At 45.7% G+C, this 21,642-nt stretch carries 21 protein-coding genes; 18 read left to right on the forward strand and 3 right to left on the reverse strand.

Going from position 1 to position 21,642, the window contains the following annotated elements; genetic code table 11:
- Entirely contained in the window at positions 1-1,266 is a 1,266-nt protein-coding gene (locus JSU04_03070) for a hypothetical protein (GenBank protein ID MBS1969256.1), read from the forward strand.
- Between the two features lie 77 nt (positions 1,267-1,343).
- A complete protein-coding gene (locus tag JSU04_03075; GenBank protein ID MBS1969257.1) occupies positions 1,344-2,426 on the forward strand; it encodes an ionic transporter y4hA in 1,083 nt (360 codons plus the stop codon).
- Positions 2,427-2,511: 85 nt separating this feature from the next.
- On the opposite strand, the gene JSU04_03080 is transcribed toward JSU04_03075, so the two are convergent.
- Positions 2,512-3,063: a polyhydroxyalkanoate synthesis regulator DNA-binding domain-containing protein gene (locus tag JSU04_03080; GenBank protein ID MBS1969258.1), complete on the reverse strand. Its 552-nt coding sequence runs from the start codon at positions 3,061-3,063 to the stop codon at positions 2,512-2,514.
- A 369-nt stretch (positions 3,064-3,432) separates the two neighbouring features.
- Here JSU04_03080 and JSU04_03085 point away from each other — a divergent pair, with 369 nt between their 5' ends.
- The 11 genes from JSU04_03085 (at position 3,433) to JSU04_03135 (ending at position 14,039) form a co-directional block, all read left to right on the forward strand.
- Positions 3,433-3,939: a type II secretion system protein gene (locus JSU04_03085; protein MBS1969259.1), complete on the forward strand. Its 507-nt coding sequence runs from the start codon at positions 3,433-3,435 to the stop codon at positions 3,937-3,939.
- Positions 3,940-4,038: 99 nt separating this feature from the next.
- Entirely contained in the window at positions 4,039-5,895 is a 1,857-nt protein-coding gene (locus JSU04_03090) for a tetratricopeptide repeat protein (protein ID MBS1969260.1), read from the forward strand.
- 49 nt (positions 5,896-5,944) lie between these two features.
- On the forward strand, positions 5,945-6,577 hold the full coding sequence (locus JSU04_03095; protein ID MBS1969261.1) for a hypothetical protein: 633 nt from the start codon (positions 5,945-5,947) through the stop codon (positions 6,575-6,577).
- A gap of 141 nt (positions 6,578-6,718) precedes the next feature.
- On the forward strand, positions 6,719-8,794 hold the full coding sequence (locus JSU04_03100) for a serine protein kinase (protein ID MBS1969262.1): 2,076 nt from the start codon (positions 6,719-6,721) through the stop codon (positions 8,792-8,794).
- 9 nt (positions 8,795-8,803) lie between these two features.
- Entirely contained in the window at positions 8,804-9,898 is a 1,095-nt protein-coding gene (locus JSU04_03105; protein MBS1969263.1) for a DUF444 family protein, read from the forward strand.
- A gap of 3 nt (positions 9,899-9,901) precedes the next feature.
- On the forward strand, positions 9,902-11,425 hold the full coding sequence (locus tag JSU04_03110) for a SpoVR family protein (protein MBS1969264.1): 1,524 nt from the start codon (positions 9,902-9,904) through the stop codon (positions 11,423-11,425).
- A complete protein-coding gene (locus JSU04_03115; GenBank protein MBS1969265.1) occupies positions 11,422-11,787 on the forward strand; it encodes a stress response translation initiation inhibitor YciH in 366 nt (121 codons plus the stop codon). The genes JSU04_03110 and JSU04_03115 overlap by 4 nt, the downstream gene beginning before the upstream one ends.
- Positions 11,788-11,871: 84 nt before the next feature.
- On the forward strand, positions 11,872-12,573 hold the full coding sequence (locus tag JSU04_03120; protein MBS1969266.1) for a response regulator transcription factor: 702 nt from the start codon (positions 11,872-11,874) through the stop codon (positions 12,571-12,573).
- Between the two features lie 144 nt (positions 12,574-12,717).
- Positions 12,718-13,158 carry a hypothetical protein gene (locus JSU04_03125; GenBank protein MBS1969267.1) on the forward strand — a complete coding sequence of 147 codons (441 nt, stop codon included), beginning with the start codon at positions 12,718-12,720 and terminating at the stop codon, positions 13,156-13,158.
- The gene (locus tag JSU04_03130; GenBank protein ID MBS1969268.1) at positions 13,155-13,421 is read left to right on the forward strand and encodes a hypothetical protein; all 267 of its coding nucleotides are present in this window, start codon (positions 13,155-13,157) and stop codon (positions 13,419-13,421) included. The genes JSU04_03125 and JSU04_03130 overlap by 4 nt, the downstream gene beginning before the upstream one ends.
- A gap of 108 nt (positions 13,422-13,529) precedes the next feature.
- Positions 13,530-14,039, forward strand: a complete 510-nt coding sequence (locus tag JSU04_03135; GenBank protein MBS1969269.1) for a hypothetical protein — start codon at positions 13,530-13,532, stop codon at positions 14,037-14,039.
- Here JSU04_03135 and JSU04_03140 read toward each other — a convergent pair.
- Both JSU04_03140 and JSU04_03145 read right to left on the reverse strand, forming a co-directional pair.
- Complete coding sequence (locus JSU04_03140) at positions 14,036-14,944, reverse strand: NUDIX domain-containing protein (protein ID MBS1969270.1); 909 nt, start codon at positions 14,942-14,944, stop codon at positions 14,036-14,038. The genes JSU04_03135 and JSU04_03140 overlap by 4 nt on opposite strands.
- 10 nt (positions 14,945-14,954) lie before the next feature.
- Positions 14,955-15,722 carry a TerC family protein gene (locus tag JSU04_03145; GenBank protein MBS1969271.1) on the reverse strand — a complete coding sequence of 256 codons (768 nt, stop codon included), beginning with the start codon at positions 15,720-15,722 and terminating at the stop codon, positions 14,955-14,957.
- A 239-nt stretch (positions 15,723-15,961) separates the two neighbouring features.
- On the opposite strand from JSU04_03145, the gene JSU04_03150 reads away from it, so the two are divergent.
- The 5 genes from JSU04_03150 (at position 15,962) to JSU04_03170 (ending at position 21,556) form a co-directional block, all read left to right on the forward strand.
- Positions 15,962-16,165: a 30S ribosomal protein S21 gene (locus tag JSU04_03150; GenBank protein MBS1969272.1), complete on the forward strand. Its 204-nt coding sequence runs from the start codon at positions 15,962-15,964 to the stop codon at positions 16,163-16,165.
- A gap of 18 nt (positions 16,166-16,183) precedes the next feature.
- On the forward strand, positions 16,184-16,630 hold the full coding sequence (locus JSU04_03155; protein MBS1969273.1) for a GatB/YqeY domain-containing protein: 447 nt from the start codon (positions 16,184-16,186) through the stop codon (positions 16,628-16,630).
- 45 nt (positions 16,631-16,675) lie between these two features.
- Entirely contained in the window at positions 16,676-18,598 is a 1,923-nt protein-coding gene (locus tag JSU04_03160; GenBank protein MBS1969274.1) for a DNA primase, read from the forward strand.
- Between the two features lie 84 nt (positions 18,599-18,682).
- Positions 18,683-20,509 carry an RNA polymerase sigma factor RpoD gene (rpoD, locus tag JSU04_03165; protein ID MBS1969275.1) on the forward strand — a complete coding sequence of 609 codons (1,827 nt, stop codon included), beginning with the start codon at positions 18,683-18,685 and terminating at the stop codon, positions 20,507-20,509.
- A 180-nt stretch (positions 20,510-20,689) separates the two neighbouring features.
- Entirely contained in the window at positions 20,690-21,556 is an 867-nt protein-coding gene (locus JSU04_03170; protein ID MBS1969276.1) for a hypothetical protein, read from the forward strand.
- Positions 21,557-21,642 lie beyond the last annotated feature (86 nt).

The raw sequence follows: 21,642 nt of genomic DNA on the forward strand, positions 1-21,642 counted from the left end.
ATGATTTTATTTTTAAAAAGATCCGCCGTCTTGGCGGGTCTTTTTTTAATCAGTTTAAGCACGATTTCCTGTGCTACCTATCAAAGTAAAGTAGCTCCATCTCGCACTTACCTTGAAAACGGCGAATACGATCTCGCTGAAAAATCCCTCCAGCCACTTGCCGAAAAGAAAGACGGAGACCAGTTGGTTTATCTCCTCGATTATTCCGTGGCTTTGCAAATGGGCGGGAAAATCAAAGAAAGCGCCCAGGCTTTGCAACAAGCCGATCGCCTAGCCGAAGTTCAAGATTATACTTCGCTTTCGCGTGAGGCCGGCTCCTTATTGTTGAATCAAGAAATGGTTCAATACAAAGGGGATTCTTTTGAAAAATTCTATATCAATGCTTATGCGGCACTCAATTATCTCGAACTCGGTCAGCTCGATGAAGCGTTGGTCGAAACCCGCCGCATGAACGAAAAATACGTCAAAATTAACAGCGAAGACCGCAAAACTTTCGAGAAAAACGTCTTTGGTAAATATCTCTCGGCCATGATTTGGGAAGCCAATAAAAACTGGGATGATGCGTACATTGCTTACAACGAAGCTTATAAACTCGATCCGACAATTCCATTTATTGGTGCGGACCTGATCCGTTCTTCCAAGCGCGCTCGTCGTATGGATACTTATCAGCAATGGAAGAAGTCCTTCCCGCAAGTAACTGAGAAAAAAGAATGGTATGATAAAAACTACGGCGAACTCGTCATCATTTACGAACAAGGCTGGGGCCCGCGCAAAGTGCAAATCGGTGGCCCGGGGATCTATGCCGGTGGGTACAATCCGCCGATTTTGCAGCCGGTTCGAAACAAAGTGATCGGCATGAAGGCCGCGATCTCCGGAGTCGGCGAGTTTGAAAGCCGCACGGTTTACGACGTAGAGCACGCAGCGATCGAAACTTTGCAGCATGACTACGCTTGGTTGTCGGCAAAACGTATCGGCGCTTTTGCAACGAAAGAGGTCGTTGCCGACCAAATTCGCCAGAAGAACGAAGCCCTCGGAAATGTTGCGTGGCTTGCAATGCAGCTCTCTGAGCGCGCGGATCTTCGTCAGTGGTCGACTCTGCCGCAGACGGTGCAACTTGTTCGCGTTCCTTTAAAAGTCGGTACTTATAATGTGAATCTACAGGGCATTTCTTCCCGTGGAGACCTCAGCACGGACGGTAAGGCCTTCTCGAACGTGGTTATCAAATCTCAAGGCATCACTTTCTTGCGCTGGCGCACACTCAAGTAATTTTCTTCTAAAGAATTTTACCTACGAAATTTCCAAATAGTTAGACTTCAAATTGTTTGAGCCGATATACTCCGGCCATGTCAGTACTAAAAAATCTCAATGTCTTCCATCTTGCTTCTCTTATCTGTATTGGCGCTTTTGCGCTCTTAAAACTGGCTGATACTCTCAGTATCGGTATGGTGATTCTGACCGGTCTTTTATTCGCGGTCGCAGTTTTGACCTCGATCCATCACGCTGAAAGCATCGCCGAAAAATTCGGTCCCGCTTTAGGGACCTTGATCCTTGCAATCGCAGTCACCGTCATCGAAGTGGGCCTCATCGTAAATATGATGGCGACAGCCACGTCGGGTGGGGCGGAAATCGCCCGCGACACAGTTTTCTCAGCAGTGATCGTCGTCACTAACGGCATTACCGGATTCTGCTTTCTCCTTGGAGGACTTCGCTACAAAGAACTCGGTTTCCGCGTTGAAGGAACAAGCTCATTACTCGCAGTCCTAGCAACACTCGTGACGATCAGCCTGGTCCTTCCGAACTTCACAACCACAACACCAGCAGCAACTTACTCCAGCGCCCAGCTTGTTTTCGTCTCAATCGTCTCGGTAGTATTGTATGCGACTCTCGTGATCGCGCAGACAGTGACTCATAAAGATTACTTCGCAGAATCAGACACACAAAAAGAAATCATCCACACCGAAAAGCCATCGGGAATCATGACTTTGTTAAACGCAATTTGTCTGATCATCAGTTTGATGGCGGTAATTGGTCTGGCAAAAACCCTGAGTCCTTCAATTGAAAGCGGTCTCGTTGCTGTCGGTGCACCAAGATCAACACTTGGTATTATCTTGGCATTGTTAGTCTTATTGCCAGAAGCAGGCTCTGCACTGAAAGCAGCACGAGCGAACCAACTGCAGACAAGTTTGAACCTAGCTCTCGGCTCAGGCGCAGCCAGTGTGGCTTTGACGATCCCAGTGATCGCATTCTACTCCATCTTCGCAGAAAAACAGGTCGCCTTGGGCCTCGACGCCAAAGGCATGGCCTTCCTCGCACTTACATTCATCGTAAGCGGATTGACCTTAGGAACAGGGAAGACGGCAGCGCTAAAGGGAATCGTGCACTTAATGATTCTCTTCTCGTACATCTCACTGACGTTCATGCCTTAATTGCATGCGCACAGAAATAAAAAAGGCCCCGAGTTTCCTCAGAGCCTTTTTGAACTACGAAAAGCTTTTCTAAAATGATTGGATTCTAGTTGTTCAAGCTTGGGTTGCTAGAAGGAAGATTTGGAGTTTCCTCTTCGTTCTGAGCACCAGGAAGAACAGTTGCCTTTTCAGCAGCTGCTTTCGCAGTTGTATCTGGATTGTAACGAGTCGCTGCATTAGCAACGCGGTTCTCAAGATTTTGTTTCACGTCATCAGCAGAAACGCGCTCAACATTTGCGATGTTAGCCGCTTGCTTAGTCATGTAGTCTTGAGGGAAAGCGCCCAATTTAGCGAGGTAGTTTGAAATGCTACCGTTGCCGTTTTGGATGATTTCGCGAAGTGTGAAAAGAGGAGCATATTGAGATGCTTTCTTTTCTGCTTCGAAAATGATTTGAGTCAATGTTGCAGCAGTAATGTCGTTTTTAGACTTATTGTCGATAACCATTACTTCTTCGTTTGTACGAATCATTTTAGCGATATCGTCCAAAGTCACGTAGCAAGATTGCTGAGTATCATAGAGCTTTCTGTTTTGATAGCGCTTGATAATTTTGACTTTTGAGTTTTGTTTAGAAGTCAGTGTTTCGTTTTGGTTGATCAAAGTGCCTCCCATTGGAAAGTCTACTTGGTTTTAGAACTTATCTTTCAGGACCTGCCTTAGCATTTGGCAAAAATCCTGACCCCTTTTTAGTTTCCCTACCGCATCAAGAGGTCTACAGAAACTTGTTTTATTCAGCATTCTGCTGACTCATAAAGCGGCAGTTGGCGGCAACCTAACCCCACCGCCACCCCTTGTCAAGGGGTCGTAATCTCAAATAAAAAAACGCCATGCGACACAAAGTTTGACAAAAAAACAGGCATTTTCGGTCAACGAAAAAAATTCGTTCTGGTTTATGACAAAGGTCTAAAGTTTAGTTTTCGACTGGCCGAAATACTAGTTATCACAAACCCTTTGCGAGCCGGTAATTTAATGAAAATTCAATCAAAACAAAGACTTAGCTATAAGAACATTGTCTTCATGTCGAGTCTCGCAGGCCTTCTTGGCTTTATGGCGGTCCCTAGCTGGACCAAGCAAAGGGACGAAGACCGGATTCTCAGCGCCAAACGCCACGCCGAAGTCCTTGGTTACCAAGTATTTGAAATCTATCGCGAAGCGGCAAGAAATACACACCCAGAAAATACAAACTCCCGTGCACCTGCTTCGGTAGGGCCTTCGGAGGGGGAAGCTCTCAATTTTCGTGATGCTGGCAGCATTGGTAATGATCCCTGGGGTCAGCCGTATCGTTACAAAATCCTTAGCGCTAACTCGACCAATAGCGGGGAGCCTATGAGGGTTCAGATCTGGTCGGCAGGGCCTAACAAGGTCTTTGAAACCGACGACAAGCCGGGTGTGCCTGCAGAAAGCTATAAGGGCGATGATGTCGGTGTGGTGCTCTCGATGAGCCATCTGTCTGGTAATAGACCTGCCGAACAGTAAGACCTAAGTCGCAATTAATCCGATCTGACTAAAAATTCAGCAATTTCGTTTAAGCACCGCTCTAGAGGCTCCGAAAAGTCATATGACTAAGGAGTTTTCATGCTTCACCGCTCAACAAAGTCCGCGCTCATAGCTACAGCCTTACTTACACTCTCGGCCTGCGCAACAATGCAGGATTCAGATAAAGCTCAGTACTACGATGCGGCTTTCAACGATAAGAATCGGGCACCGGCAGCTTTCACTCCGCAACTTCTCACTGGCGGTGAGGGAACAACGACTGTGTTGGATCCTCTCTATCTCCGTACGCAAGCTGATTACTACTTTGCGATGGGTGAGTCCTACAGCCTTGACGGCAATCACAGCAAAGCGATCGATGCGTTCAAGATGACTTTGCTCTACGATCAAGACTCAGCAATGGTGAATATTCGTTTGGCGACAGAGTACTTCAAAACGGCTCAGTTCACAGAGGCTTTGACTCAAGCGGAAGAAGCGATTCGCAAAGATCCAAAAAATACCGAAGGCCGTTTGCTCTTGGGTGGTTTGTATCTTTCTTTGAAACTTTTCCCGAAAGCGATTGCCCAGTACGAATATGTTTTGAAGATTCAACCAAACAATGTTGAAGCTCCGGTTTACTTGGGTGCCGCTTACACTGAGATCAAACAGTACGACAAAGCTGTGAAGTTCTTCGATGCTTTATTGAAGAATGACGACTATGCGACTCCGCACTTGGCTTGGTACTATATTGGCCGCGTGCGCGCAGATCAAAAAGGCGAAAACTATCAAAAGGCTGCAATCAAAGCTTATCAAAAAGCGATTGAGTTGAAGCCGGACTTCTTGGACGCATACCAAGCAATTGCTTCTTACTACATCCAAAAAGGACAAGAAAGCCAAGCGTTGGCTCTCTATAAGAAGTATCAAAAGGAGCAAGGCCCCAACGCAAAAGTGGCTGAGATTCTCGCGCAAATGTATGTTGAGAATGAACAGTACGATTTGGCTTACGAGCAATATCAAATTCTTGAAGGAAGCTCTGAAGACACGCTCAACATCAAACTCAAAATGGCTTTGATCTTGATCGAAAGAAAAGACTTCGCGAAAGCGGCTGCGAAACTGGAAGATATCCTTCGTGATGCCCCTGAGTCTGACAAAATCCGCTTCTACTTAGCAGCGGTTTATGAAGAGACTAAAGAATTCGACAAGGCCGTAGCGCAATTCAAGAAAATTCCAGCAGCAAGCCAGTTCTATGGTGAAGCAATGGTTCACACGGCTTATATCATGAAGAACAAAGGCCGCGTGAGCGAAGCCATCGAGGTCGTTGAAGGTGCTTTGAAAGAACGTAAAGACCAAGCTCAGCTCTATGCAATGTATGCTTCGTTGCTTGATGAGCGCGGTGACTACAATAAAGCTCTAAATATGCTGACAGATGCAGTTGAGAAGTTCCCAGAGAGCGCTCAATTGAGATTTTACTACGGTACTCTTTATGATCGCACAGGTAAAAAAGACCGCGTGATCACAGAAATGAAAAAGGTACTTGAGCTTGACCCAAAACATGTGCAAGCGATGAACTACTTGGCTTTCACTTGGGCTGAAGGCAACACGAACCTTCCGGAAGCGGAAAAAATGGCTCGTAATGCTCTGATGATCGAACCAAAAGATGGTTACATCATGGATACACTCGGCTGGATCTTGTACAAACAAGGTCGCTTCAATGAAGCCGTGAAAGTTTTGGAAGCAGCTTTCAAAAATCAATCGTCAGTGAGCATTATCGCTGAACACTTGGGTGATGCTTACTATAAGCACCAAATGATTGAGAAGGCGAAAAAGATGTACATGAAAGCCGCGGACCTTGAATCTGATTCTAAAAAGGTTGAGGGCATCCGTGCGAAGATCACAGCGATCGAAAAACAACAAATTCCTACTGAGCTGCGCATGCCAGCATCTACAGGAACTGATCGCTAAGAACATTATTCCTTGTCAAATCTGAAAACGCTTCATTATCCTTGAGATCATGAAGCGTTTATTTTTTTTATTACCATTGATGGGTCTTTTAATTTCATGTGCTACTGCTCCTAAAGCGCCACCGGTTGCGCCGGGCAGTTTGAAACAAGCTCAATGGGATACCAAAGCTGTCATTCGCGATATCAAAGCCAACAAATCTCACTCCGTTGATATTGAAATTGCCGGTGATTATCCGGGAAAGCTTCGTATGGATGTGAAAGCGTTCATGGGAACGTCTGTTGCAAGTCTTGCTTTGAATAACGACGATATTCGCTATGCGATTTACCCTCAGAAAAAGTTCTTTGAAGGAAAAGCGAACGAAGGCTCCTTCATGCCTTTGATGAATGTTCCTCTTCACCCGCGAAATTTTATGAGCATTGCCTATGACCTGCCGATGAGAGGAACCGGCTGGGACTGCAAAAAGGACCCATCGGGTTTACCAAGCGAGTGTGATCAGGCTTCGAAGGGAGTCAAAGTCCAATGGACCGACCGAACCCCTGAGGGACAGAAAAAGGTGCTCATCAGCGGCCCTACGTTCGAGATGAGATGGCTCTTTAAGCCACCCCAGACTGAAGTCCAGTTCAAGGATGAAACGTTCTCTCTTGAGGCTCCAGCCGAGTTCAAAACAATACAGCTCAAATAAACATAAGAGTTAATACTTAAAAAATTATTAAAGAGTTTCTAACCATCTTAGATTGAGATAGCATCTATATATAGAGGGGCCTCATTGCCTCTCTATTTTGAGCCACTAGACCGTGGAGCAACTCTTCACAAGGAGTGTACTATGGCCTCACCTTTAGATCTGAAGCAAATCGTTACAAATTGGCAGAATTCCGGCGAGCGCGTGAATGCCCACTGGTCAGGAAGTTTTGATGATTATTTGGCTCTTGTAAAAAAGAACCCAAAAGTCACTCGCAATGCCTATCAACGTCTCTATGACATGATCATGGAAGCGGGCACTGAAGACTACATCGACTTCAAAAAACAAGTGACTCGTTATAAGTTTTTTGACGATGCTGCCAACAACGGTAAAGACGCGGTCTTTGGGTTGGACGTTGCCTTGATGAAACTTGTGAACGTACTTAGAGCTGCTTCACTCGGCTACGGTACGGAAAAACGTGTGATCCTGCTTCACGGTCCGGTGGGAAGTGCGAAATCTACGATTTGCCGTATGATCAAAAAAGGTCTTGAGGCTTATTCGAAATCAGACTCCGGTGCACTTTACACTTTTGAATGGGTGGATGAAGAAGGTAAGCTCGATGGTCTTCTCGGTAAAGGCGTGAAGGCCTTCCAAAGCCCGATGCATGAAGAACCTTTGTTGCTTATTCCTGAAGAACTTCGTCCAAAAATTTGTGAAGAGTTGAATCGCGGTCAAGAAGGCACGTTCCGCGTGCACATTGATGGTGAACTTAGCCCGCCAAGCCGCTTTATCTTCCGTGCTTTGATGGATCGCTATCATGGTGATCTAATGAAAGTTCTTTCTCACGTTCGTGTGAAACGTATGTTCTTGTCAGAAGCAGATCGTATCGGTATCGGTACCTTCCAGCCGAAAGATGAAAAGAACCAAGACTCTACAGAGCTCACTGGTGATATCAACTATCGTAAGATTGCTGAGTACGGTTCGGATTCAGATCCGCGTGCTTTCAACTTCGATGGTGAGTTCAACGTTGCCAATCGTGGGATCATCGAGTTCGTCGAGGTGCTGAAGCTCGACGTTGCGTTCTTGTATGACCTTTTGGGTGCATCCCAAGAGCATAGAGTAAAACCTAAGAAGTTTGCTCAAACTCATATCGATGAAGTGATCATCGGTCACACGAATGAGCCTGAGTATCGCCGGCTTCAAGACAATGAGTTCATGGAAGCCCTCCGTGACCGTACTGTGAAGATCGATATTCCGTACATCACTCGTTGGAAAGAAGAAGTGAATATCTATAAAAAGGATTTCAACTCTCAGAAACTGAGAGGCATCAGTATTGCTCCGCACACGATTGAAATGGCGGCAATGTGGGCAATCCTGACTCGTTTGGAAAAACCTAAGAAGGCGAACCTCACGAGATTGCAAAAACTGAAACTCTATAACGGTAAAACATTACCGAATTATACTGAAGACAACGTCAAAGAGCTCCGTAAGGAGACTATGCGCGAAGGTCTCGAGGGGATTTCTCCTCGTTACATCCAGGATAAGCTTTCGAATGCGCTTGTGGCGGCTCAGCAGAACAACAAAGGTTCTGTGAATCCGTTCATGGTTTTGAATGAGCTTGAGTCGGGCCTTAAAAACCACTCGCTCCTTTCAAACGAAGAGCTGAAAGCGGATTACCGCGAACTCTTGGGTGTTGTGAAACAGGAATACGAAGAGATCATTAAAGCGGAAGTACAAAGAGCGATCAGCGCCGATGAAAGTGCGCTTCAACGTCTTTGTGCGAACTACATCGATAACGTAAAGGCTTACACTCAGAAGGAAAAAGTCCGTAACCAGTTTACTGGTCAGGATGATGAGCCGGATGAGCGCCTGATGCGTTCAATCGAAGAGAAGATCGAAATTCCTGAGTCTCGCAAAGACGATTTCCGTCGCGAGATCATGAATTACATCGGTGCTTTGGCGATTGAAGGTAAGAAGTTCAATTACAAAATGAACGAGCGCCTGCATAAGGCTTTGGAACTGAAACTTTTTGAAGACCAAAAAGACAGTATCAAACTCACGTCATTGGTTTCTTCTGTGACCGACAAGGATACGCAAGAGAAGATTGATATCGTGAAGACTCGTTTGATTAAAGACTTTGGGTACGATGATGTTTCCGCAACTGACGTGCTCCATTACGTGGCGAGTATTTTTGCCCGTGGGGACGTCAAAAACAAGTAGTGTGAAATAATGTCAATTAAAGAAGACCACAACAGGTTTAAGGATATCGTTAAGGGAAAGGTGAAAGAGGACTTTAAAAAGTACGTCACCCAAGGGGAGATGATTGGCAAAAGAGAGAATGAATTTGTCAAAATCCCACTCCCACACATCGAAATTCCGAATTTCCGTTATGGTCCGAAACAGCAAGGCGGCGTTGGTCAAGGACAGGGACAACCCGGTGAAGGGGTTGGCGAACCTGGAGATGGCCAAGGCCAAGCTGGTGAAAATCCCGGCGAGCACTTGCTGGAAGTAGAACTCAGCATGGACGAGCTCGCCGACATCCTCGGCGAGAAGCTCGAACTTCCGCGCATTCAACCTAAAGGCAATAAGAACATCGAAATGGAGAAGACCCGTTACTCGGGAATGGCTCCTGTCGGTCCAGAAGGTTTGCGCAACTTTAAGTCTTCCTATAAAAAAGCATTGAAACGTTACGTGAGCTCGGGGATTTACAATCCAGAAGATCCAGTGATTGTTCCTATTCGCCGCGACTTCCAATATCGCAGCTTCAAGAAGGTCACGAAGCCGATGGCCAAAGCTGTCGTCATCTATATGATGGACGTCTCTGGTTCCATGGGTGATGAACAAAAAGAGATCGTTCGTCTTGAAAGCTTCTGGATCAATACTTGGCTCAAGAAGCATTACAAGGGTCTTGAAACTCGTTTCATCATTCACGATGCGGCCGCAAAAGAGGTCGATGAAGACACTTTCTTCCGCACCAGTGAATCGGGTGGTACTTTGATTAGTTCTGCCTACAAACTTTGCCAGCAGATTATCGAAACTGATTACCCAGTGAATGAATGGAACATTTATCCATTCCATTTCTCGGATGGTGATAACTGGAGTGGCGAGGACACGCGTCTTTGTACGCGTTTATTGAAAGAATTCTTCCTGCCGAAGACCAACGTGTTCTGTTACGGACAAGTTGAAAGTAAGTACGGCAGTGGTCAATTCCTGAAAGACCTACAGAAAGAGTTTGGCCCTGATGAACGCATCATCTGCAGCCAGATTGAAAACCGGGATAAAATCCTCGATTCGATTAAGGACTTCTTAGGGAAAGGCAAGTAAGCCATGGCAAATCTCACTCCCGAACTAGAGCGCGAAAGAGTAAAAATCTGCAAAATAGCGAAAGATGCCGGCCTCGATTGCTTCGAAACTATTTTCGAATTGATTACCTATGATCAAATCAATCAGTTCGCGGCCTACGGCGGTTTTCCAGTAAGATATCCACATTGGAAATTTGGGATGGAGTACGAACACCTCTCGAAATCCTATGAGTACGGGCTTTCTAAAATCTATGAAATGGTGATTAACACAGACCCTTGCTACGCCTACCTGATGGAAGGCAATGCGATGATGGACCAGAAGCTTGTGATGGCCCATGTTTATGGTCACTGTGATTTCTTTAAGAACAATATTTGGTTTTCTAAAACGAATCGTAAAATGATGGACCAAATGGCGAATCATGCGACTCGCATCCGCCGTTACGTAGACCGCTATGGTACCGAGACTGTTGAAAGCTTTATTGACCTTTGCTTAAGCCTCGAGAACTTGATCGACCGTTTTAGTCCTTATGTGGACAAGTCGATTGTACCGAAAGCTCCCGAAGCGGCTCCACAAGATTCTGACTTCTTGCTGAAGGTAAACCGTCCTTATATGCGCGACTATATTAATCCGCCTGATTTCGTGGCGGAGCAGAAACGCAAGATGGCAGAGCTTTCGCAAAAATCCGCGAAGTTTCCGCCAGAACCTGAAAAAGACATCCTTCGTTTCTTGATTCACTATGCTCCGTTGGCGGATTGGCAACAGGATATTTTGTCGATTATCCGTGATGAAGCTTATTATTTCTCGCCTCAGGGTATGACGAAAACGATGAATGAAGGTTGGGCGTCCTATTGGCATTCGAAGTTGATGACCACGAAGATCCTCGATGATTCTGAAATCATCGACTTCGCCGATCATCATAGTGGTACCATGGCGATGGCTCCGAATGGATATAATCCCTATAAAGTAGGCATTGAGCTGATGCGCGATATCGAAGAGCGTTGGAATAAAGGGCAATTCGGTCGTGAGTGGGAGCAATGTGACGATATCCGTGAACGTAAACACTGGGACAAGAAACTAGGTCTTGGTCGTGATAAGATCTTCGAAGTTCGTAAGGTCTATAATGATGTGACGTTCATCGATGAGTTCCTGACTGAGGACTTCTGTGTTCGAAATAAGTTATTCGTTTACAAGTTTAATAAGAAAACGAATAAGTTCGAGGTGGACACACGCGACTTTAAGGCGATTAAGCATCAGTTGCTGTTTCACATGACGAACTTTGGTCAGCCGATCATTCGTATCGAAGATGCGAACTTCGAGAATCGTGGCGAGTTATTGCTGACTCACTTGCATGAAGGTATCGACATGCAACCTGACTACATGGAGCAAACACTTAAAAATCTCTTTAAGTTGTGGACTCGTCCCGTTAACCTTGCAACCGCAATGGATGGCGAGGCACAGCTTTTTAGATTTGATGGAAAAGAGTTTAAGAACTATAAGTTAAACCAAGGACCAAGTCCGAATCCATCAAACACAGAGAATGGCGAGTGAACCAAAAGAATACCAAGCTAGTCTACTCCACGGATCCCAAAGACCAGGTGTGCCCAAAGTGTAAAGAGTACGTTTCTGAGTGCACCTGCGTTAAACAAGAAGCAGTTCAATCCCGAAACTTCGTAGCTGTATTCCGACTGGAAAAGAACGCGCGCGGCGGCAAGGTAGTGACTGTGATCGATGCATTACCTAAAATTGAAATCTACCTTAAGGATCTTTGTAAGGAACTAAAAACAAAGTGCGGAGTCGGGGGAACTTACTCGACTTCAGGCAAAGAAGGCCTTATCGAGATCCAGGGAGATAAACGCGAGCAAATAAAAAAGATATTTGATCAAAAAGGCATAAAATACAAAGGTATGTAAGGTACTTAGCCTGTAAAAAACTTTTGTTCTGGATGTGAATAATACTAGCCTTGTCAAAATTATGCGCGTTCGCCAGCATAATCAATGCAAGGGGAAAATGAAGTGGCTCAAATGAATAGAAGAATCTTAATCGTCGACGACTACGAAGAAAGCTGTAAGTTGCTCTCAGAAATCCTGAGTTCAACTTATGAATGCTATTACACCTCTGACAGCACGAAGGCGTTTCCGTTAGTTGTAGAAAAGAAGCCTGACTTGATTTTGCTCGATTATAAGATGCCTGGTTTGATGGGTATTGATATCTGTAAAATGATTCGTGAAAACGAAGCGACGAAGAACACGCCAATTATCTTTGTGTCCGGTGCGGCCACAATCGACGAAAAAATTCGTGCATTTGAACAAGGTGCGGACGACTTCATTTCAAAACCTTTCCACGTGAAAGAGCTGATTTTGCGAATCAAAGCTCGTCTGTCTGAGAAAGATCAGGATTTGGGGGCCGAACTTCAGGCAGCTAACTTGAGAATGAACCTTCTTTCGCGCCAAGTATTCGTTGGCGGTGAAGAAGTTCAGTTAACTCCAAAGCAATTCGATATCTTGAAAATGCTCGTGTCCAACAAGAACAACCTTGTGACTCGCGAAAAGTGCTTGGATGAAATTTGGGGTGACACGGAAGTGACTTCACGTAACGTGGATTCACAAATCAACTACCTCAAACGTAAGATCAATAAATTCCAGGGTAAGATTCTCGCGGTACCAAGCTTAGGTTACCGTCTTGAAGTACAGGATTGACTGAGCCCATAAAACCTTAAAAGGGTGCAGACGCTAAAAAGCCAGGTGATGAACCTGGCTTTTTTGTTTTTAGTGCTCCAAGCTCTGGAGCCGGACTTGCAGATTTCATAACCTCTCTCGAAACTATAAATAAGGGAGGCAGTGGTGAAATTCGCTTTATCCATAGTTTTGGTTTTGGTGTCCTTCGCGGCTCGTGCCGATATGATTGGCTACGGAACGCGCAATTGCAATACGACGAACGAGAGCCGCGGTTTGCTGAATAGCGATCCGGTTTGTATTCAAAGGGTCCGTTGTGAGCAGTACGCATTGTCGAATCCATCTACATATTCTTTGGTGTCTGTACGAGCTTATTGCCGACCGGGTTCTTCGGGGCGCTGCCCTTCGGGATCCGCATGTATTGCTGACCCATCAATTCGTGATTCTGACATAGCGCGAATTCGCCCTATGCCAGACCGTCCTATAGAACGAGACTGTGATCAGCAAGGTTCTTCTTCAAAACCTTCATCGCCACAAAAATCAGAATCAAAAAATCCATTTGGTACGATCACGACGGGAAATCCCGATAGCTTCAAGGGGAATAGATGAAAAAGATTTTTGTTCTTCTTATTGTGAATTTTCTGAGTGCTTTGGCCTTTGCTGCGACAGGAAGTAAAATTTCTGTCGAAGGTTATGTGACTGGATTTGATAATGAAACCATTATTATCGAAAGCGGCAGCCAAAAAATCGATATTCCGAAGAAAATGTATCAAAATAAAGTCATGGCTGGAGAGCTCATCTCTGTTGAAATGAGCCAAAGCGATTTTAAAAACCTTAAAAAAGAAAATATAAAATCGAAGAGCGAGAAATAAAGAAAAGCCCGGTGATGAACCTGGCTTTTTTGTTTTTAGTGTTCCAAGGCTTGGGAACTAGACTTGCGAGATTGCAAGACCTCAATGAACAATAGCTTTGGAGGAAAAATGAAGAATATTTTCGTCGCTGTAGCGATCGCTTTCATGAATTTATCAGCATTTGCTGCGGAAAAATCTCAGACCAACGTTGGCAACGGTTCGATGATGACGGCCGTAAAAAAATTGGAGCTTTCAGCAGACGGCGATCCTAAAAAAGGCACGCACTCTTATTATTATCAGTATTGGGATATGAAAAAGATGTCTATGGCCGCGGCGAAGAAAGCAGCACCGGGCCTTTGTGAGTTTCGCGCGATTATAAAAGACGGACCCAAGGCCATTACAATTCCTGCTAAAAGTAAGTACAAGATTTCAAATACTGAGAGATCTCAAGAAGGTGGCGAGCTGCCGGCTGGCTGCTTAGTTCTCGATGCGGTCTTTGAAGGAAATGAAACCGTTAGCACGCCTCAATTGCAGATTGCTTGCTGCTCAGAGAAACCCCTGGCGACAGACGCTCAGCAGAGTGCCTTTACTCAACTAGTAGAGAAGTCATTAAAGCCATTGGTTGTGTTCAGCCGTTAAGATTTCTGAGATTGCACGCGCTGATGTTTTTTAAGGCCCCAGTTGACGCCCCATAAGACATCGGCGTGATAGCCGAATACTTTCGAAGCCTGTGAGGCGGGAATCCACTCGGCACCCTTGTTGTAATCGGCATCTTTGACCGGACGAGGTTCGTGCCAAGCTTCATCAAGCACGCCAACAAGGAAAACAGTGTCGCAAGGATTGATTTTTCCATTCCAATCAAAGTCGTAACGACGACGAAGTTCTAGATCTGGCAGAATACGAATTTTGTAGCCAGTTTCTTCGAAAGTCTCTCGGACAGCGGCTTCTGCGGCGGTCTCGTCATTTTCGATTTGGCCACCGGGCAGAAAGAAATATTTCTTTTTGTTGTGTGGATCAATCGCATGAAAACCAAGAATTTTATTTTTGTGAACAATGACCACACTGGATCGATAGCGATAATTTTTGCTGTCACGTTCGTGTTTGTGCTCGTCACGGCGGGATTTGAAAAAATCCTGCAGAAGCTCTCCGCATTCTTGTTCGAGCACGCCAGAGGTAAATTCAATCTGATGATTCAAACGTTTGTCGTCAAAAGTAGAATACAAAGTTTCAACTGCGCCACCGCGCGGATCTTTTGCTCCGTACACCACGCGCTTCACGCGAGACTGCAACAAAGCCCCTGCGCACATCAAGCACGGCTCAAGTGTCACGTACAATGTGCAATCTTCGAGGCGCCAGTTCTGAGTTTTCTTAGCGGCAGTGTGAAGCACAATCGCTTCCGCATGGGCCAAAGGACTTTGCCATGTTTCGCGATGATTATAGGACTGCGCAAGCACGCTCACGCCATCGGGCCCGACAAGCAGGGCGCCAACAGGGACTTCGCCCTCGGAACCCGCTTTGTGAGCGAGTTTCAGGGCATGTCGCATCCATTTTTCATCAAGATTTTTTTGCTTCAACGTGATCCTCAGCAATACGCTCGCGCAGTTTTACGGGCTCGATCTTTTTCTTAGAACGCATTTTGATATTCAAAAGCTCTACGAAAACGGAGAAGGCCATCGCAAAGTAAATGTAACCTTTTGGTACGTGTTGATCAAAGCCTTCTACAATCAAAGTCAAACCGATCATCAACAAGAAGCTCAAAGCCAAAATCTTCAACGACGGATGACGATCAACAAAGTCGCTAATGCTTTTCGCTGAGAAGAGCATCACCGCGGTGGACGCCAAAACCGCTGCCACCATGACGGAAAGCTGGGTCACCATACCGACGGCAGTAATCACTGAATCCAAAGAAAATACGATGTCGAGCAAAAGAATCTGAATGATCACCGCATGAAAGGAATGCGCCACTTGATTGGACTGGCTGCCTTCTTCGCCTTCAAGCTTGTGGGAAATTTCCAACGTGCTTTTGCCAATGAGGAACAGACCTCCCAAAATCAAAATCAGATCGCGCCCCGAGATCCCTTGGCCGAAAAAGTTGAATATCGGTTCGGTCAAAGTAATGATCCAAGACAGGGACATCAGCAGAATCAGACGGGTAATGACCGCGAGGGAAAGACCCATGACGCGAGCCTTGTTCTGCTGCTCCTTCGGGAGTTTTCCGGCTAAAATTGAAATAAAGATAATGTTATCAATACCGAGGACCAACTCGAGGGCGAAGAGGGTAAAGAACGAAACCCAAATCGCGGGAGTCATAAAAGCTTCCATGAACACCTTTCAAGATGTTAAAACATAAGTAATATCAACAAGATAAGTTGAAATCACAGGATCCGAGATTAGTGACTCCTCGAACCCCTGTCAATGGCGCAGTGCTGCGTGCGCAAAATCTAAGCTCCGCGGGGCTTTAGCGTTTGTCATCTAGGGGTCGGTTTGTTATAGACTTACTCTTTCAAAACTCCCGCAACGCGGGAGCATTTCCGACACGCGTGAGAGGCAGGTGATTTTCAGTGTCAATGACGAAAATCAAAGACGGAGAAAGCTTTGAATCAGCATTCCGCAGATTTAAAAAATCTTGCGAAAAAGCGGGCATTCTTTCTGAAGTTAAAAAACGTGAGCATTTCGAAAAGCCAAGCGTTCGCTTGAAAAAGAAATCAATGGCTGCTCGTAAACGCGCGATGAAGAAATCTAGAAAAGGCTGGGGCAACGACTAAGCCTAGCGGAGGTTTCTAATGGAAATCAGAGATCAGATCATGGCCGACGTGAAGGAGGCCATGAAAAGTAAAGATCAACTTAAACTCAACACTTTGCGATTCCTTCAAGCTGCGGTGAAAAACCGTGAGATTGAACTTCGCCCCAACCCGATCAACTCTGACGAAGTCATGGGCGTGATCAAAAAGTTGGTGAAGCAAAGAAAAGAATCGATTGAGCAATACCAAAACGGTGGCCGCCAAGATCTTGCAGATCAAGAAGCCGCTGAATTGAAAGTACTTGAGGGCTATCTGCCAGCTCAAATGGGCAGAGATCAAATCGAGAAGGTTGTCACGGAAGTGATTGCAGCTCTCGGTGCGAAAACTGTGAAAGACATGGGTCCTGTTATGAAGGAAGTCATTGCTCGCACAGCCGGTACTGCCGACAACAAAACAGTCAGCGAAGTTATTAAGTCTAAACTTACTTAATTTTGAGTCGCCTCAATGAGGCGCTTAATTGACGAGCGGAGTTGCATGAAATTTTCTCCAGAGTTTATTGAGAAGGTCCGTGATTCTAGTAATCTCGTCGACATCATCTCTCAGTACACACAGTTGAAACCTACGGGAAGCGGCCTTATGGGCCGCTGTCCTTTTCCGGACCATCAAGAAAAGACGCCGAGCTTTTCTGTATCCGAAACCAAGCAGGTGTATCACTGCTTCGGTTGTCATAAAAAAGGCAACATCTTTACGTTCCTTCAAAACTATCAGGGCATGAGCTTTCCTGAGGCTATCGAGTATCTTGCGAACCGCGCAGGAATTCCGATGCCTGAGAAAAACTCTGGCAATGATGAGCAGTTTGATCGCGCGAAAGAGCGTAAGAAGCTCCTCAATCGCGTGAACCAGCTGGCGAACTATTATTTCGGCGAGCAGCTGAAACGCGTGAACGCCGACCATCCGGTGAAGAAGTACATCGCGAAGCGCGGGCTCTCGCAAGAGGTCCTCGATGCTTTCCAGATCGGCTATGCGACACCGGACTGGGATGGATTGGTTAAATATTTAGAGTCTAAAAAAGTGCCGATGGATTTGGTCGAGGAAGCTCGTCTGGCCAAAGCCCGCTCGGGTGGGAAAACCGGCTACTTTGATATCTTCCGTGACCGCTTGATGTTCCCGATTCTGAACCCGATGGGCGAGCCCGTCGCGTTCGGCGGACGTATCATTGAACAGGGTGAACCCAAATATTTGAATTCGCCAGAGACGCCTGTATTCGTTAAGGGGAAAATTCTTTACGGATTGGCGCAAACTGCGCGCTATATACGAACCGAAGACCAAGCCATCATTGTCGAAGGATATATGGACTTGGTTTCCTTGTATCAGGCAGGCATTCGTAATGCGGCGGCGACCATGGGGACGGCTTTGACGCCGGACCATGGAAAACTTTTAAAGCGCATGACTAAGAATGTGGTGGTCTTGTTTGACGGCGATTCCGCCGGGCAAGAGGCTGCAGAACGGAGTCTTCCGATCCTACTTTCGGCCGATGTCCATCCGAAAGGCCTTACGTTGCCGGACGGAATGGATCCCGATGACTTTGTGAAAGCAAAGGGTGCGGATGCTCTCCGTGACCTCATGGCGAAAGCTCCAGACTTGTTTGTTTTAATTTTGCAGCGTTGGATGGAAGACTATCGTGGTGAGGCTTCGCAAAAGGTGAAGCTTTGCGATCAGTTGAAACCCGTCCTCGAGACCATTCCTGATTCGCGATTACAGGATCTTTACCTTCAGGAAGCGGCCCGTCGTATGAGTGTGCCATCGACTTGGTTGAAGGAAGCTTTGTTTAAAACCAGTGGAAAACTTGCAGCCGAGGCGCAAAATATTCGACGTGAAAATTCCGTCAACTCGCAAAGACCGGCTCCGCAAGGTGGCACAGCGTATGCAACAAACAGCTCAATGGCATCCGTGAGAGGAAATTCGGCAGCTTCAGAGGCGCCAACATCTTCTTCTGAGCCAAAAACTGTGCCAAATACTCCGAGATTTATTCTGAAGGGTGCGCCTAAACCGGAAATTTTGCTCATGGGACTTGTACTCAAAAGTCGTGCCAACTTCGATGCATTTTTGAAGGAAAACGTGAGTGAAACTCTCTCGCATCCGGCAGTCATTGAGATCTTGAAGAAAGCGACCGATGTCTATAGACAAGATCCTAATAAATTTGATAAATTGACCAGTCTTCTCGTATCATTTGTGGATCATCCTGAAGTGCTTTTCGTGAATGAAAATGCCAACGAGTCATTTGACGAGGACAGTGAACGAAAACTTTTAAGAGATGTGTTTAAAAGAGTTCGCGACAACAGCTTGAAAGAGCAGGCGAAAAAATTAGCAAGAGATCTGAAAGCAGATCCAAGCGCCGAGAAGCTGGAACAGATTATGAACATTCAAAGAAACCGACACTCTTTGAATAAAAATTAGTCTGAAGTACTTGTCGGACGTACAGCCAAAATCGATTTTTAAATTTTAGTTTTTAAAGCACGTGAATAGAAGAATGGGGTATCAATGAAATCAAACACTCCGAATGCCAATGTGAAAGAACCGGTAAAAGTTCTCGCAGTGGCAGAGCAAGAAGCTTTGATCAAAGAAGAGATCCAGAAGTTTATCAAGCTCGCGAAAGAGAAAGGCACTCTGACAATCGAAGAGATCAATGATCTTCTTCCGCCAGAGATCATTGCGCCTTCCGTACTTGATTCCTTCATGCAAGGTCTCGAAGCCAGCGGTGTTGTTATCACTGAGCTGGTTGAAACAGCTAAGGAAGAGGGCGAAGGCTCTTTCCTTGCTGATCCAGATAAAGAAGATGAAGAAGCAGACGAAGACGAAATCGCCGAGAGCGAAGACGTTAAGGGCAACGACCCTGTTCGTTTGTATTTGCGCAAAATGGGTAGCGTATCCCTTCTCACTCGTGAGGGTGAGGTTGAGATCGCCCGTCGTATCGAAAAAGGGGAGCGTGAGATCGTTAAGGCGATCCTCTTGTCACCTTTGGGTACCTACGAAATCATCCAGCTCGGTAAGCGCTTGGATGAAGGCCGTATCAAAGTTAAATCGATCTTCCGCGGTCTGGAAGACGAAGAAACTCAATACGACGAAAAGGAATACATCGATAAAATTCATGAGCTCATCGGTACAGTGACTGCTTACCACGAGTCTGTGAAAAAATATTTCGACATCCTTCGTAAAGAAGAAACCAACACACCAGCTCGTAAAGCGGCGATGGATGAGTTGTTGAAAGTGAACGACAAGTTGATGGCAAGTTTCGAGTCCATTAACTTCAACCGTAAGACAATCAACCGCATCGTGATCAAGTTTAAAAACTTGGTGGGCCGTATGTCGACTCTTCGCCGTCGTATCAAAGATGGTACGGAGAGAACATTCTCTAAAGACGTGCCAACACTCGTTGAGCGTTTGAAGCTCATCGATGGTAACGAAAAAGAACTCACGAAGATGACTCGTGAGACCGGTTTGAACTACAACAAGTTCCGTTCATATGCTCTTCAAGCTCAAGAGGCTCAACGCCGCTTGCAACGTTTGGACAGCGAAACTGAGATGAACTTCCGTTGGATCCAAGACACTTACACAGCTATCTGGAAAGGTGAGCGTGAGGCTGACTTGGCGAAATCTGAACTCGTTGAAGCAAACTTGCGTCTCGTGGTTTCTATCGCTAAGAAGTACACAAACCGCGGTCTTCAATTCTTGGATTTGATCCAAGAAGGTAACATCGGTTTGATGAAAGCCGTTGATAAGTTCGAATACCGTCGTGGTTACAAGTTCTCAACTTATGCGACTTGGTGGATCCGTCAGGCGATCACTCGTGCGATTGCCGATCAGGCGCGTACGATTCGTATCCCTGTTCACATGATCGAAACGATCAATAAACTTGTTCGTACTTCTCGTTATCTCGTTCAAGAGCTTGGCCGTGAGCCAATCCCTGAAGAGATCGCAGAGAAAATGGATATGCCGGTGGATAAAGTTCGCAAGGTTCTCAAAATTGCGAAAGAGCCTATCTCTTTGGAAACTCCAGTGGGTGAAGAAGAAGATTCTCATCTCGGGGACTTTATCGAAGATAAAAAGGTTATCAATCCAGCTGAAGCCATCGTGAACTTGAACTTGGCTGAACAAACTCGCCGTGTGCTTTCTACTCTCACTCCGCGTGAAGAGAAAGTATTGCGTATGCGTTTCGGTATCGGTGAAGAATCTGACCATACTTTGGAAGAAGTAGGTCAAGACTTCAACGTAACCCGTGAGCGTATTCGTCAGATCGAGGCGAAGGCGTTGCGCAAGCTTCGTCACCCAAGCCGCAGCAATAAGCTGAAGGCATTCATCGACGGGTAGTAAAGTAATAAAAGTATTTTTACTTTGTGCAGGGAAGGTGGAAACACCTTCCCTTTTTTATTTTAACACAAAGTCTAGTTCGCGTTTGTCCTCGCGCAGAAGATATTGTCGTCTCTTAAACGCGGGCATACGATTTCCGCATCAACATAGTTTCACCGCTATCACTTAGGAGGATACATCATGAAACTTCTTGCACTTGCAACGATCACTCTTGCTTCTGTTTCTGCACTTGCAGCAGGCAAATCTACTACTGAGTACTACTACCAACCATCTGCTGGTGTAAACGCAGTCACGGCAACTTACAAAATGGATATTTCACCAGGTAAAACAGAAACTAGCGGCGTTGAGAGCGATGACAAAAGCGAAATGAGCGACATCTATTTGAACTATGCTTATGGTTTAAATGATAACAACGCTCTTGGTGCAGAGCTTTTCTTTGGCTCTAATAAGCAAACTAAAGGAGCTAACTCTCATACTGCAAATGGTATGGGCGATCTTCACTTGTTCTACAAAGGTTTCACAGATATGTGGCACTATGGTGCTGACTTGGGTATCAACACTGCGAAAATCAAGACGGACACGACTGGCAACTTCGTAGACAACCGTTCTACTGGTGGCATGTCTTTGAAAGTGAATGGCGGTCTTTTGATGAGCAGTGGTGCTCTGAACTACGGTGCTGATTTGTCCTATGTAATGGCATTTGAGCGCAGCGTAGATAGCACTACAGACATTAAAGTTACCGGTGGCAATGTTTTGAAACTGGCTCCATTCGTCGAGTACAACTGGGGTATGGGTTTTGTCGGCGCCGAGCTTTCTTACAACACAGTAAGCGATGTTACGACGAAAGTCTCTGGCTCTGATTCAACTTCGAAAGTTGCAAGTTTCACAGGCCTTTTGGCATACGGTACTTTCGACTTCAACGACATGTTCACAGGCGTTTTGGGTTTGGGCATGGAAATGCACCAAGATGTTACTCAATCTAATGGCGATAAAGATAAAGCTTACACTGAAACAGTTGCGAACCTTGGCGTTCGTATGACTTTCTAATTTGATTTTAGATCAAATAGGAAACTATTAAGGGAGACTTCGGTCTCCCTTTTTTATTGTCCGAAATAAGGGCATTAATTCCGGAA

Source organism: Bdellovibrionales bacterium, assembly GCA_018266295.1.
Classification (GTDB): domain Bacteria; phylum Bdellovibrionota; class Bdellovibrionia; order Bdellovibrionales; family Bdellovibrionaceae; genus JACMRP01.

Excerpts from the sequence above, each read along its gene's own strand:
- JSU04_03070 (MBS1969256.1), top strand. The coding sequence starts at position 1 with ATGATTTTATTTTTAAAAAGATCCGCCGTCTTGGCGGGTCTTTTTTTA.
- JSU04_03075 (MBS1969257.1), top strand. The coding sequence starts at position 1,344 with ATGTCAGTACTAAAAAATCTCAATGTCTTCCATCTTGCTTCTCTTATC.
- JSU04_03085 (MBS1969259.1), top strand. The coding sequence starts at position 3,433 with ATGAAAATTCAATCAAAACAAAGACTTAGCTATAAGAACATTGTCTTC.
- JSU04_03090 (MBS1969260.1), top strand. The coding sequence starts at position 4,039 with ATGCTTCACCGCTCAACAAAGTCCGCGCTCATAGCTACAGCCTTACTT.
- JSU04_03095 (MBS1969261.1), top strand. The coding sequence starts at position 5,945 with ATGAAGCGTTTATTTTTTTTATTACCATTGATGGGTCTTTTAATTTCA.
- JSU04_03100 (MBS1969262.1), top strand. The coding sequence starts at position 6,719 with ATGGCCTCACCTTTAGATCTGAAGCAAATCGTTACAAATTGGCAGAAT.
- JSU04_03105 (MBS1969263.1), top strand. The coding sequence starts at position 8,804 with ATGTCAATTAAAGAAGACCACAACAGGTTTAAGGATATCGTTAAGGGA.
- JSU04_03110 (MBS1969264.1), top strand. The coding sequence starts at position 9,902 with ATGGCAAATCTCACTCCCGAACTAGAGCGCGAAAGAGTAAAAATCTGC.
- JSU04_03120 (MBS1969266.1), top strand. The coding sequence starts at position 11,872 with ATGCAAGGGGAAAATGAAGTGGCTCAAATGAATAGAAGAATCTTAATC.
- JSU04_03130 (MBS1969268.1), top strand. The coding sequence starts at position 13,155 with ATGAAAAAGATTTTTGTTCTTCTTATTGTGAATTTTCTGAGTGCTTTG.
- JSU04_03135 (MBS1969269.1), top strand. The coding sequence starts at position 13,530 with ATGAAGAATATTTTCGTCGCTGTAGCGATCGCTTTCATGAATTTATCA.
- JSU04_03140 (MBS1969270.1), bottom strand. The coding sequence starts at position 14,944 with ATGCGACATGCCCTGAAACTCGCTCACAAAGCGGGTTCCGAGGGCGAA.
- JSU04_03145 (MBS1969271.1), bottom strand. The coding sequence starts at position 15,722 with ATGGAAGCTTTTATGACTCCCGCGATTTGGGTTTCGTTCTTTACCCTC.
- JSU04_03155 (MBS1969273.1), top strand. The coding sequence starts at position 16,184 with ATGGAAATCAGAGATCAGATCATGGCCGACGTGAAGGAGGCCATGAAA.
- JSU04_03160 (MBS1969274.1), top strand. The coding sequence starts at position 16,676 with ATGAAATTTTCTCCAGAGTTTATTGAGAAGGTCCGTGATTCTAGTAAT.
- rpoD (MBS1969275.1), top strand. The coding sequence starts at position 18,683 with ATGAAATCAAACACTCCGAATGCCAATGTGAAAGAACCGGTAAAAGTT.
- JSU04_03170 (MBS1969276.1), top strand. The coding sequence starts at position 20,690 with ATGAAACTTCTTGCACTTGCAACGATCACTCTTGCTTCTGTTTCTGCA.